At 69.3% G+C, this 13461-nt stretch carries 5 protein-coding genes; 2 read left to right on the top strand and 3 right to left on the bottom strand.

Annotation, left to right across the window (positions count from 1 at the left end; all coding sequences use genetic code 11):
• Positions 1-85: 85 nt before the first annotated feature.
• Positions 86-1528, bottom strand: a complete 1443-nt coding sequence (locus ACWD3D_RS22870; RefSeq protein WP_451462683.1) for an aldehyde dehydrogenase — start codon at positions 1526-1528, stop codon at positions 86-88.
• Between the two features lie 196 nt (positions 1529-1724).
• Between ACWD3D_RS22870 and ACWD3D_RS22865 the strand changes: the two genes are divergently transcribed.
• Positions 1725-2252 (top strand): TetR/AcrR family transcriptional regulator, encoded by a 528-nt coding sequence (locus ACWD3D_RS22865; RefSeq protein WP_451462685.1) that lies wholly within the window; start codon positions 1725-1727, stop codon positions 2250-2252.
• 99 nt (positions 2253-2351) lie between these two features.
• On the opposite strand, the gene ACWD3D_RS22860 is transcribed toward ACWD3D_RS22865, so the two are convergent.
• Together ACWD3D_RS22860 and ACWD3D_RS22855 are read right to left on the bottom strand one after the other, a co-directional pair.
• On the bottom strand, positions 2352-5516 hold the full coding sequence (locus ACWD3D_RS22860) for a DUF5010 domain-containing protein (protein ID WP_451462682.1): 3165 nt from the start codon (positions 5514-5516) through the stop codon (positions 2352-2354).
• Between the two features lie 83 nt (positions 5517-5599).
• A complete protein-coding gene (locus ACWD3D_RS22855; protein ID WP_451462681.1) occupies positions 5600-10471 on the bottom strand; it encodes a ricin-type beta-trefoil lectin domain protein in 4872 nt (1623 codons plus the stop codon).
• A 501-nt stretch (positions 10472-10972) separates the two neighbouring features.
• Between ACWD3D_RS22855 and ACWD3D_RS22850 the strand changes: the two genes are divergently transcribed.
• Positions 10973-13461: AAA family ATPase (locus tag ACWD3D_RS22850; RefSeq protein WP_451462684.1), on the top strand; the 2489-nt coding region annotated here is incomplete at its 3' end.

The following is a 13461-nucleotide window of genomic DNA, read 5'->3' as shown; positions in this document are numbered from 1 at the left end:
CGGGTGGTCGGTCCACCCGCCGCCGACGGCGTTTCGGTCCTGGTCCGCTCCTCACCCGTCCGCGGTCGACCGGCCGGGCAGCGCGTCAGACGGTGATGGTCTTGTACTCGGTGTAGGTGCCGACGCCGACCGCTCCGTACTCCCGCCCGATACCGCTGGCCTTGAATCCGCCGAACGGGCCGTCGAAGGCGACGGAGGCTCCGTTGACGGTGATGGTGCCCGTGCGGATACGGCGGGCGACGGCGAGGGCGTGGGCCTCGTCGGAGGACCAGACGCCCCCGGAGAGGCCGTACTCGGAGTCGTTGGCGATCCGGACGGCGTCGTCCTCGTCGTCGTAGGGGATGACGACCAGGACGGGGCCGAAGATCTCCTCCTGCGCGATGCGCATGGAGTTGTCGACGTCGGCGAAGACGGTGGGCGTCACGTAGTTGCCCTTCTCCAGGCCCTCGGGGATCTGCGGGCCCCCGGCGACCAGACGGGCGCCCTCCTCGATACCGAGCTGGATGTAGCTGCGTACCCGCTCCTGCTGGTCGGGGCGGATCATCGGGCCGATGAAGGTGTCGGGGTCGTTGGGGTCACCGACCTTGAGAGACTCCACCAGCTCCTTCAGCGCGGTGACGACCTCCTCGTACCGGCCGCGCGGGGCCAGGATCCTGGTCTGTGCGATGCACGACTCGCCGTTGTTGAGCAGTGATCCGAACTTCAGGCCGCCGACGGCCTTCTGGACGTCCGCGTCGGGCAGGATGATGGCGGCCGACTTGCCGCCCAGCTCCAGACTGACCCGCTTGAGCTGCTCCCCGGCGATGGAGGCGATACGGCGGCCGGCGCGGGTGGATCCGGTGAAAGCGATCTTGTCGACGTCCGGGTGCGAGACCAGGTACTCGCTCGTCTCGCGGTCCGCGGGCAGCACACTGATGACGCCTTCGGGCAGGCCAACCTGCTCCAGCAGTTCCGCCAGGAAGCCCATGCTCGGTGAGTTCTCCGGGGAGACCTTGAGGACCACGGAGTTGCCGGCGACCAGCGCGGGGATGATCTTCGAGGTGGCCGAGGAGAACGGCGAGTTCCACGGGATCACCGCCGCCACCACACCGATCGCCTCGCGGCGGACCACGCTGCGGGTCGGGGACGCGGGGTCGGAGGGAAGCAGCGTCTCCTCCCAGCCGAACTCCTCCGCCGCCTTCAGATAGGCGTTCGCCTGCCGGGTCAGACCGGGCTGCCCGGCGCGGGTGAACCAGCCGGCCGAACCGTTCTCCAGCGAGATGAGGTGCGCGATCTTCTCCGCGTTCTCCTCGCGCAGCGCGTTGAACCGCCGCAGCGCGGAGATGCGTTCCGCCGGAGGAGTCAGTCGCCACTCACCCTTTTCGAAGGACTTCCGGGCGGCATCGACCGCGCGGTCGATGTCCGCCGGCCGCGCCTGGGCGGCGCGGGCGATCACCGACTGGTCGTGCGGGGAGGCGATGTCGAGCAGCTCCGGGTTGCTGGGCTCGATCCAGGAGCCACCGATGAAGAGCCTGTCGTAGGTGATCATGTGCGTTTCTCTCTTCTTTCCGTGCCTGCGGGCGTGGGGTCCGGCGTCCAACTGCCACTTTAATGTAGCACTTAACTTTGTTAGCGCCACGTAAACGTGAGGGTAGTGACTCAAAAAATCTCATCAGAGGTACGGTTGGGCGATGAGAGCCGATGCAGCACGCAACGTGGTAGCCGTTCTGACCACCGGAGCGCGCATGCTCGCCGCCGATCCCGGCGCGAGTGTCGCGAGCATCGCGGCCGAGGCCGGCGTGGACCGGCGCACGGTCTACCGGCGCTTCGCCTGCCGCGAAGAACTGCTGGCCGCTATCCACGAATCGCGGGTCTCGGCCATCGAGCAGGCCATCGAGAGTGCTCGGCTGCGCGAGGCGCCTGTCGCCGTGGCCCTGCACCGTTACGTCGAGCGGATCATCGTCGTCAACCGGACCTGGCCGGTCGACCTCGCCCGTATGCTCGCGGACGACGCCATCCGTCGGCGCCGTGACGCGTGCATCGCCGAGGTCGACACCTTCCTGCGCCGGGCCACCGACGCGGGTCTGCTCCGCAGGAACTGTCCGGAGGGCTGGGCGGGCACACTGTTGCCGGAGTTGGTCAATCTGGCCTCGCACCAACAGAGACACCTGAGTCCCGGACAGGCGGCCGATCTGGTGGTCGACACGTTTCTGCGTGGACTCGGCGCGTTGAGCGGTCCGCTGCTGGAGTCGGCACCCCGCGACGGCGTCTGAATACGGAAAGACCGGACCGGGCGGGGATGTCTCCCACCCGGTCCGGAATGTATGTTCTAGTTTGTCATTTTTGACGGACTATGACGATGTCCCGGTGGGTCAGGTGGGGAGTTTCCAGAGTTGGTTGTCGGTGGCGGCGCAGGTCCAGAGCTGGAGTTTGGTGCCGTTGGCGGAGCTGGGTCCGGTGGCGTCCAGGCATTTGCCGGACTGTGTGCCGATGAGCTGGCCCTTGGTGTCGGTGGTCCACTTCTGGCCTGTGGCGCCGGTGCAGGTGGAGAGCTGGACGGCGGTGCCGTCCGCCGTTGCGCCGGCGGCGGCGGTCAGGCATTTGCCCAGTGCGCGCAGGGTGCCGTCCGTGGCGGTGGTCCAGGACTGGCCGCTGCCGGTGCCGCAGGCGTTCAGCTGGATCGCCGTGCCGTTGGCCGAGAGTGACCCGGTCACCTCGGCGCATTTGCCTCCGTAACCGCTGATCACCCCGGTGGGCCGGGACGAGGGCACGTTCCAGAGCTGGTTGTCGGAGGCCGCGCAGGTCCAGAGCTGGAGTTTGGTGCCGTTCGCCGAACTCGGGCCCGCCGCGTCGAGGCACTTGCCGGATTGTGTGCCGATGAGCTGTCCCTTGGTGTCGGTGGTCCACTTCTGGGAGGTGGCGCCGGTGCAGGTGGAGAGCTGGACGGCGGTGCCGTCCGCCGTTGCGCCGGCGGCGGCGGTCAGGCACTTGTCCAGCGCGCGCAGTGTGCCGTCCGTGGCGGCGGTCCACACCTGCTGGGTGCCCGTCGAGCACGCGTTCAGCTGGATCGACGTACCGTCGGCTGTCGCACCGCCCGTCACCTCGGCACACTTGCCGTTGTAACCCGCGATCCGGCCCGACGGACCCGACACCGCAGCCGACGGAACCTTCCACTTCTGACCGGCGTCACCGTTGTTGCACGCCCAGATGATCAACGGGTTGCCGTCCGCCGTGCTCCCGTTGCCGTTCTCCAGACACAGCCCCGAGGCCGCGTTCACCAGATAGCCGTTGACCGCGTCCACCCCCCACTGCTGCCCCGCAGAACCGTCGCAGGCGGCGATCTGGACGCGGGTGCCGTTGGACGTGCCCCTGTCCTGGGTGGTCAGGCACTTGCCCAGCACCTGGAGCGACTTGCCGGGAGCGACCGTCCATTGCTGGGTGGTGGAGGTACCGCAGGTGTTGAGCACCACCGGGGTGCCGTTCGCGGCGCTGCCACCGGCCAGGTCGACGCACTTGCCGCCCTGCCCGGTGACCTGACCGGTCGGACCGGCCGGAGCCGGAGTGGCCGGCGGGCTGACGGTGGTGGCCGTCCAGTGGTTGGCGTTCAGCGAACCGGTCGGGAACTCCAGCCGGACCTCGTGGTGCGTACCGGCCGCGAACTGGAACGTACCCGCGTCCACACTGGTGTACTTCTGCCAGTCCCCGGTGTTCGGCACGGTGATGGTCGGCCCGGCCACTCCGTCCACGACGAAGCGGACCTGAGCGCCGTCGTTCGGCGTGGCGACCCGCGCGGAGAGCTTGACCGTGCCCTGCATCGGCTCGCTCTTCCACGTCAGGCTCTGGCCGGCGGCGATGTCGCCGACGTCCCAGCCGCCGCCGGTGTCGCCGGTGGGCTCGACGTCGAGGTCGCCGCTCCGGTAGACGCCCGAGTTGCCGACGGTGGCCCCGCTGGACGCGTCCGCCGTTTCCGCCTCGATCTTGAGGCTCGCGGGGAACGGGTCGGTGGAGTACTGCCGCACGATGTCGATCATCTGGTTGGGGAAGTCCGTCAGCCGCTCCGCGTACGAGCCTTCGGCCGTACGCGCGAGCATCGCGTTCTCCTCCCAGTCGGTGAATCCCTCGACCAGGGTGATGTCGGCGCCGCCGTTGACCGTGGCGTCCAGGGTCCGGTTGAGATGGTTGCCGTGGTCCGCGTCCATCACCATGTCGACGGAGTCGTTGACCACCCGGAAACCCGGGGTCGCGACACCGTAGGTGCGGCCGTCGACGGTGGCGGGACGGCTGGAGAGGACCTTGAACCCGTCGACGGTGACCGGCGTGGCCGACTTGTTGGTCACCTTGATCGTGTGGGTCCCCTCGGTCAGGCCCTTCTTCTCGAAGACTGTCTGCTGGGTCTTGAGCCCGCCGCCGGACAGCGCGACGGTGACGGGCGCCTGCCCGTCGACGGAGACGTCGACGCTGCCCTGGCCGGAGTCGGTGCGGGCCAGGTACTGCACGCCCGTGCCGATGAAGGAGTACGTGACTGACGCCCCTGCCTGGGAGCTGCTCTGGTACGTGTTCTTGTAGTCACCGGCGCCGTCCGAGGTCCGGTACTCCCAGCCGTCGCCGAACTTCAGCTGCCCGTTGTCGACGATGGGCCGGTGCGTCGCATTGGTCCAGCCGGTGGGCAGCGTGAACCAGTTGTTGATGCCGTCGATCTGCGAGACGACGGTGGGGTCCCGGTCCGGCCAACTGCTGTCGACGACGTAGTACGGGTCGATGCCGAACTCGGTCTTGGCCCGCGAGCGGGCGTACTGGAGGAGCTTGGAGAGGTTGCCGTCGCCCTGGTTGCTGAAGGCGAAGTCGTTGACCGACCACTCATAGATGAGCGGGCGGCCGTCGACCTTGTAGAGCATGTCGTCCGGGACGCGGTCGAAGTACTCCCGCTGGTTGTAGTCCCAGAAGTACTGGTAGCCGCCTTCCCCGGTGCCGTCCGCGTCGCCGATGTCGAAGGGGGGTTCGTAGCCGCCGGTGTGGTGGACGGCTCGGTTCTTCTTGTCGGTGAGGGTTGCCGGAGTGTCGTCGAGCGCCGCGATCTTGAGCTGGTCGGCGACACCGCGCCGCTCGATCGCCTCGACCAGGGGTGTCAGGGCACGGGGGTCGCCGGCGCCGTCCGGGACGGCGTTGTCCGGTCCGAAACCGCGCAGGTCCACGGCGACGAAGTCGACTCCGGCGGTGACCAGTTCCTCCACGTAGTTGTCCCAGAAGGAAGCCGGGTCGTCGGCATTCGGCCGGAACATCGGTTGGTTGTAGTTCTTGTTGACGGGCTGGTCGTACGGGCCACCCGCCATGGTGATGTCGGAGAAGCCGAAGGTCACGCCGAGGGCGCCGGTCTTGCCCGCGACCCTTCCCGGCAGGACGGTACCGCCGGCCACCACGACCGGAGTGTCGGCCGCCGGGGCGGCCGAGGCCTCGGGGGCGGCGCCCAGGGCGATCGGACCCAGCGTCGTCAGGACCGCCAGGCCGAGCGCCGCGGCGGAGCTTCTGTGTTTTCGCAACACGTGTGTTCCTCTGAGGGGGTAGTCGTCACCGGAGTGTTTTCGCGATGCGGTGTTCCGGTGGGCCAGGTGGGGCAAATAGATCAGCTGGGGAGTTTCCAGAGTTGGTTGTCGGTGGCGGCGCAGGTCCAGAGCTGGAGTTTGGTGCCGTTGGCGGAGCTGGGACCGGTGGCGTCGAGGCATTTGCCGGACTGTGTGCCGACGAGCTGTCCCTTGGTGTCGGAGGTCCACTTCTGGCCTGTGGCGCCGGTGCAGGTGGAGAGCTGGACGGCGGTGCCGTCCGCCGTTGCGCCGGCGGCGGCGGTCAGGCATTTACCGAGCGCGCGCAGGGTGCCGTCCGTGCCGGTGGTCCAGGACTGGCCGCTGCCGGTGGAGCAGGTGTTCAGCTGGATCGCCGTGCCGTTGGCCGAGAGTGACCCGGTCACCTCGGCGCACTTGCCGCCGTAGCCACTGATCACTCCTGTCGGGCGTGACGAGGGCACGTTCCAGAGCTGGTTGTCGGAGGCCGCGCATGCCCAGAGCTGGAGCTTCGTGCCGTTCGCCGAACTCGGACCCGCCGCGTCCAGGCACTTGCCGGACTGTGTGCCGATGAGCTGTCCCTTGGTGTCGGAGGCCCACTTCTGGGAGGTGGCGCCGGTGCAGGTAGAGAGCTGGACGGGGGTGCCGTCCGTGGTTGCGCCGGCTGCGGCGGTCAGGCACTTGCCCAGCGCGCGCAGGGTGCCGTCCGTGGCGGTGGTCCACACCTGCTGGGTACCCGTCGAGCACGCGTTCAGCTGGATCGACGTACCGTCGGCCGTCGCACCGCCCGTCACCTCGGCACACTTGCCGTTGTAGCCCGCGATCCGGCCCGACGGACCCGACACCGCAGCCGACGGAACCTTCCACTTCTGACCGGCATCACCGCTGTTGCACGCCCAGACGATCAACGGATTGCCGTCCGCCGTGCTCCCGTTGCCGTTCTCCAGACACAGCCCCGAGGCCGCGTTCACCAGATAGCCGTTGACCGCGTCCACCCCCCACTGCTGCCCCGCAGAACCGTCGCAGTAGTCGAGGACGACGTCGGTGCCGTTGGTGGTGCCGCCTTCGGCGGTTGCCAGGCACTTGCCCTGGTTCCACAGTGTCTTGTCGGTGCCGAGGGTCCACTGCTGGGACGCGTCGTCGTCGCAGGAGGCGAGGACCGCCTGGACTCCGGCAGCCGGGCCGGCGGCCAGATCGACGCACTTGTCGCCCTGTCCGGTCACGTGCCCCGTCGGGCCCTCCGGCTTGGGCGCCGGGGAGTGCGGGGTACCGCCGATGGCCATGGCGAAGACGTGGCCCTGCGGAGTGCCACCCGACCCGTCCTGGGACGTGGGCAGGATCACCGCCTGCACCGTCTTGCCCGCGGCCAGCTGCACCTTGGTCGTGAAGAGGCTGACCTTCTGGTCCACCCGGCCGTCGTGGGAGTTGATGTGGTCGTAGGTCCCCAGACGGCCGCCGCCCTGGGCGACGCTGGTGTTGTCCCACCAGTCGGAGAAGCTCAGGCCGTAGCGCTGAGTGCTGCCGTCGGTGTAGACGATGGTGCCGATGCCCTGGTGGGGGCCGCTGGTGCCGCTGCCCACGAAGCCCAGCTCGCTGCCGGTCCCGGAGATCAGGACCGCCTGCCCCTTCGTGTCGATGGCGTCCGGGGTGCCCGCGGCGACGTCCGGCCACTGGTAGGTCAGACCGTCGTCGGTGAAGGACTTCCCCGGGGCGAGACCCTGGGCGGCCAGCGCCTGCGCGGAGAAGCTGAACCCACCGCCGTCGTACTTGCCGGGCGCGGGATCGGCGTCGTCCGTGACACCGACGTTGGTGTAAGCCGCCTGCTGCGAGGCGAACGGCACGAGGAGCGTGCCGTCGGCCGTGTGGGAACCACCGCTGTACGTCGCGGTGGCGTTCAACGGGTAGGCGCCCGGGGACACGCCGGAGGGCGGGGTGGCCAGCCAGGTGGTGGTGGCCGAGGCGCCGGCCGCGACGGAGGCGAAGGAGGTCGCGGTGGTGGCCTTGACGGTCCAGCCGGCCGGCGCAGGCATGGCGACGGTCACGCCGCCGAGCGCGGAGCCGGTGCCGTTGGTCAGCGTGGTGGTCACCGTGGCCGCCTGTCCCGCCTGCACGAACTGCGGGGTGTGGACGGTGAGGGAGCCCTTGACCACCATCACCATGGAGCCGGACACACCGCCCACGGTCACCTTGATCGTGGCGACTCCGTCCGCGCCCGCGGTGACGATTCCGGAGGAGCTGACGGTGGCTACGGCCGGGTCGCTGCTGGAGTAGGTCACCGACGCGGTCGACAGGTCGGCGAAGGACTGGTCGTTGTTGACCGCCTCCACGATGCTGTCGGCCGTGAGGGACGTGTCCCGCTGCTCCTTCGCCGGATCGGTGTCGTCCTTGATCCAGGGGTTCTTCTTCGTCAGGTCCAGCGTCTCACCGGCCTGGTAGACCAGGCGGCCCGGTTGCACGGTGACGGTGGAGACCTTCGGGGTGAGGGTGCCGGAGACGGTGACCGTGGCGGTGCTCTGCACGGTGGCCGAGTCGGAGGCCACCTTCAGTGCCCAGGCGCCGGGGAAGACCGTCTGCCTGGAGGTCGCCGGGTTCCACACGCTCAGGTCGGCGGCCTTGACCGGCAGGGTGACGTGCAGCTTCTCGCCCGGCGCGAGGACGCCGGTGTTCTTGAAGCCGACCAGACGCTGCTTGGGCAGAGTCGTACCGGAGACGGCGAAGGAGTTCGCGGCGTAGAGCTGGGCCACGGTGGCACCGGCGACGTTGCCGGTGTTGGTCACGTCGAAGGAGACGTTCACCGTGCCGTCGGCGGTGACGCCGCTCTTGTCGGTCTGGGCCGCCGAGTAGGAGAACGTCGAGTAACTCAGGCCGTAGCCGAAGGGGTAGGACGGGGTGCCGGTGAAGTACTGGTACGTCTGCCCCTTGCCGTCGGTCTCGGCGGGGGTCAGCCCGTAGGTGTTCTTCCCGGCGAGCTGGGAGTCGTCCTTGTACCAGGTGAAGGTCAGATGCCCCTGCGGGTTCTGCTTGCCGAACAGCACGTCGGCGAGGGCGGTGCCCTGGCTCTGGCCGTTGTAGGCGCTGTAGACGATGGACGCGGCCTTGGACTGCCGGGCGGAGATGTCGACCGCTCCGACCGTCTGGAGGTCGAGGACCACGTTGGGGTTGCCGACGGCCGCGACCTGGTCGATCAGGGAGCCGTAGTTGCCGGGCAGGGCCAGGCCGGAGCGGTCCTTGCCCTCGCTCGCGGTGTTCTGGTCGGTGCCGGCCACCACGACGACCGCGTCGGCGGCCTTGATCGCCGCCTGGGTCGCGGAGGTGAGGGTGACGGCGGCGGTGCTGGTGGTGCTGGTGCCCGCCGCGTCGTACGTGACGGTCGCACTCGGATTGGCGGCCTTGAGCGCGTCGGTGATGCCCTGCCGCATCGATATCTGCTGGTCGGGGGCGTTGCCGTAGCTGCCGAGGCTGACGGTGTCGGCGAGGCCGCCGAGGACGACGACCTTGTTCACCGCCGACGCCTTCAGTGGCAGCAGCGGCTTGCCGGTCGCGGCGAGGGCGCTGTTCTTCAGCAGCACCATGGACGCGTCGGCGGCCTTGGTCGCCAGGTCCACGTGGGCCGCGCTCTGGATGACCGACTTGTCGATGGAGGTGTAGGGGACACTGTCGGCGGGGTCGAACTCCCCCGTCCTCATCCGTACGGTGAAGACCCGCACCAGCGCCGTGTCCAGCACGTCCTCGCTCAGCAGGCCCGCGCGTACGGCCTCCATCACGTTGGCGGTGGTCATCTCGTCACCGCTGCAGTTGAGGTCGTTGCCGGAGCGCAGCGCGAAGGCCTGGCCGGCCGCGCGGGCGTCGACGGTGTCCCCGGTCCCGTCGTCGATCCACTGCGGGTCGGTCTTCGAGCCGTTGGTGGACCAGGGGGCGGGCGCCCAGTCGTGGCCGTCGTTCGGCAGCTTGTAGGTGGTGCCGACGCCGCCGCAGTCCGAGGTGGTGAGGCCCGCGAACCCGTAGGTGCGCTTGGCCAGCGTGTTGTTGGTGTAGGTGTCGGCGACCGCGGGGGTGCCGTTGATCGCGTTGTACGACGTCATCAGGCCGGCGACGTGTGCCTGTCCGATGAGGGCGGCGAACTGCTTGGTGTAGTAGTCGCGCAGCTGGGAGTCGTTGACGTCGGAACTGATGGCCGTACGTGAATCCTCGACGTTGTTGAGGGCGTAGTGCTTCGCCGTGGCCGCGGCCTTCAGATAGCCGTTGACCGACGAGCCGTCGGTGTTCTGGCCCTGGAAGCCGTTGACGAACTGGACGCCGAGCTGCGCCTGGAGATAGGGGTCCTCGCCGTAGGACTCGTCGTGGCGGCCCCAGAGGGGGTCGCGGTCGTTGTTGACCGTCGGGGCGAAGTAGGTCAGCGAGCCGTAGTTGTCGGCCGACGAACCGAGGTTGTTGCGGCCGACACCGAAGAGGGACGGGTCGAGGAAGCCGCGGGCCTCGTCCGAGACGGCCGAGCCCTCCTCGTACTGGAGGGCGGGGTCCCAGGCCATCGAGGTGGCGAGGCTCGTCGGGAACCCGGTGGCCTTGACCGGCCACGAGGTGTCGTTGCCGGCGTTCTTGGAGTTGCCCAGTGACTGGATGCCGTGAAGGGCCTCGCTCCAGTACGTGTACCCCTGCACGCCGAGGCCGGGGATGGCGGGGGCGTCGTTGGTGATGAGCTGTCGGACCTTTTGCTCCAGCGTCATCCGGGCGACGAGATCGGCCGCCCGTTCCTCGAAGGAGTAACTGGTGTCCTGGTACACAGGGGTGGCCGCCGCGGCGGCCACCTCCCCCTGCGTGGCCTGTGGCGCGAGGGCGGATGCCCCGGCGTACGGGGAAGCCAGAGTCAGACCGAGGGCTACGGCGATGGCGACCGTGGTCGCCCGTCGGCCGTCGCGTCGGCGTCTCGGACCTTGCATGCTGTCTCTCCAGAGTGAGGAGGATGAGTCGGCCTCCGTCCGTCACGGGTTTCGGACGGAGCGGGAAAGCGAGACACCCGCCGTGCACCCGCGAGGGATACGGCGGGCTCGCCACCGTGCACCCTGTCACACGTGATCTTGCATCCGGGTGTGTTTCTGGGCCTGTCGTGGCAGGTGTTCACCTTGGAGGAAGTCAGGAAGTCCGATGTCTGCGGTGATGCCTGTTGTGCCCGGTCACATGTAGGCAGCATCGGGAGCGATGCCGAACTGGATCAATGTGTTTCTTGTTGGCGATGACGAATCATCACATCCCCCTATATTCTTCTGCGGGGTGCCAGGAGACGGATGGCATGCGGAGGAGGGCCCGGCTTCAATGACGCGGACGCGCCTTTGAGTTCGGCATGTCGCCCGAGCGATACTCCGCACACATACTCCCGAGCGAACACACCTGGCTGGTCCGGTGACGAGGGGAAGTGGGGCACCGTGGAGTCGCTCACGACGATGATCGGCCGGGACGAGGAGAAGACGCTGCTGTCCGCCCTCGTGACGGCCCGCGAAGGGCGGGCGCTCGTCCTGCGGGGAGAGGCGGGCGTCGGCAAGACCGCGCTGCTGGACCATGTCGGGCAGTCCGCGGCGCGAGCGGGCCACGAGGTGGTCCGGGCCGCAGGGGTGGAGGCCGAGGCCGGGTTCCCGTTCGCCGGACTGCACCAGCTCCTCCACCCGCTGCTCCCGGCCGTCAGCGACTTGGACCCGGTGCACCGTGCGGTGTTCGCGACCGTCTTCGGGCGCGGCGAGGGACAGCCGCCGTCAGTGATGTCGCTCGGTATCGCCGTGCTGGATCTGCTGTCCCTGGCCGCCTCGTCCGCGCCTTTGCTGTTGATCCTCGACGACGGTCAGTGGCTGGACGCCTCCAGCGTCGCGGTGATCGGGTTCGTGGGTCGGCGGCTCACCGGCAACTCGGTGAAACTCGTCGTCGCCCTGCGCTCCGGCGTGCCCTCGGGTTTCGACACAGCCGCCCTGCCGGAGCATCCGGTCGGCGCGCTTGCCCGGGAGGATGCGGCACGGCTGCTGGACCTGCACCACCCGCGTCTGGACGCCGGGGTGAGACACCTGGTCCTGGAGCAGACCGGAGGCAATCCGCTGGCCCTGCTCGAACTTCCCACCCCTCTGACCAGAAGTGCGTCCCGGGTCACCGCTGCCGAACTCCTCGGGGTGTCACTGCCGCTGCCCCGGCGCCTGCAGCGGGTGTACGCCGAACGCCTCGACGGGCTCAGCGCGCATGTCCGGGAGGAGTTGTTGCTCGGAGCCCTCGACGGCGTGGGGGCCACGCCGGGAATCACACCCGTCCCCGGCACGGGGCAGTACCGCATGCGCGACGTCGACGAAGCGGTGGCCGCCGGTCTGCTGAGGGGCGACCCGGCCGGCGGCGGTCTCGTCTTCCAGCATCCCGTCATCCTCTCCACCGTGGTGCAGACGGCCACCCCCAACCAGCGCCGGGCCGCCCACGCCGCCCTGGCCCGGCTGCATCACGACGACGTCGAGCGGCGGGCCGCGCACCTCGCGGGCGCGACGGTCGACCCGGACGAGGAGGTCGCGGCCACGCTGGAGGCGGCGGCCCGGTCCGCGACCCGGCGCGGTGGCGCGGCTGCCGCGGTGGCCTGGCTGACCCGGGCCGCCGAACTGAGCGAGAAGCGGGAGGAACGCTCCCGCAGGGTCGGCGACGCGGCCTTCGTCGCCGGTCACGCGGGGCTGTTCGACCAGGCGCAGCGGCTCGTACGGTCGGACTCCGCCACGAACGCGGCGGAGTCGCCGGCCTCGGTGGTCACCTCCGCGTACATGGCGCTCTGGGAGGACGGAGAAGTACGGCACACACACCGCCGGGTGTCGGACGCCCTCACTCAGCTGTGTGCCAGGGAACCGGGTGTGGCCTCCGAAACGCTCACCCGGCTCGTGAACCTGCTGATCGCGATCGACCAGTACGCCGCCGACCCGGCCCAGTGGGAGGAGACCCGTGCCCGGCTGGCGGCGCTGGGCGGGCTGGTCCCGTCGCGGTCACTGGTCTACGGGGACGCGTGGGGCGACGTGGTCCGCCACGGTGCGGGTGTGCGGGAACGGGTGGACGAGGAGTTCGCCCGCCTTCCGCAGATGGAGCCGTGGGACGTGACCCGGCTGGGGGTCGCGGCCTATCACGTCGACACGCTCAGCCAGTACCGGCCGCTGCTCCAGCGGACCGTCGACCGCGAGGCGGAGACCGGGTTCGTACGCAACAGCATGACGATGCTGCATCTGATCATGCTGGACCAGATCGCGGTCGGTGAGTGGGACGAGGCGGAGCGCACCGGGCTGCGTAACCTGGAACTGACCTCGTCGCACGGGTACATGCTGCTCGCCTACCACAATCGTGCCTATCTGGGTTTGTTGGCGGCGTTGCGGGGCGAGGTCGAGCGGGCCCGTGAGTTGCAGGCAGCGGTCGACACCTGGGCCCGTCCCCGCGGTGTCGGTTTCCTCACCCAGATCGCCGACGCCATCGGCACCACCGCGGCCCTCGCCGAAGGCGATTACGAATCCGCCTACCTCCACGCGATCGGCATCACACCCCCTGGCACCTTCCACCCCTACACCCACCAAGCCCCCCGCACCCTCCTCGACCTCGTCGAAGCAGCCCTCCACACCGGCCGCGCCGAACAAGCCCGCATCCACGCCCAGGCCGCCAAGAACGCGAACCTCCCCGACCTCTCCCCCCGCCTCGCCCTCACCACCTACGGCGCCCTCGCCATGACCACCACCGACCCCGCCGAAGCCCACACCCTCTACCACAGGGCCGAAAACCACCCCGCCGCCACCCACTTCCCCTTCGAACTCGCCCGCATCCAACTCGCCCACGGCACCCGCCTCCGCCACACCCACGGCCGCAAAGCCGCCCGCCACCCCCTCACCCAAGCCGCCGAAACCTTCGAACGACTCGGCGCCACCACCTGGACCGAACGCGC

The sequence above is a fragment of the Streptomyces sp. NPDC002690 genome, assembly GCF_053592415.1.
This window is presented reverse-complemented; position numbering and strand designations above follow the sequence as displayed.

Bases quoted from the DNA above. Each gene is read 5' to 3' on its own strand.
- ACWD3D_RS22870 (WP_451462683.1), bottom strand. From the start codon at position 1,528: ATGATCACCTACGACAGGCTCTTCATCGGTGGCTCCTGGATCGAGCCC.
- ACWD3D_RS22865 (WP_451462685.1), top strand. From the start codon at position 1,725: ATGCTCGCCGCCGATCCCGGCGCGAGTGTCGCGAGCATCGCGGCCGAG.
- ACWD3D_RS22855 (WP_451462681.1), bottom strand. From the start codon at position 10,471: ATGCAAGGTCCGAGACGCCGACGCGACGGCCGACGGGCGACCACGGTC.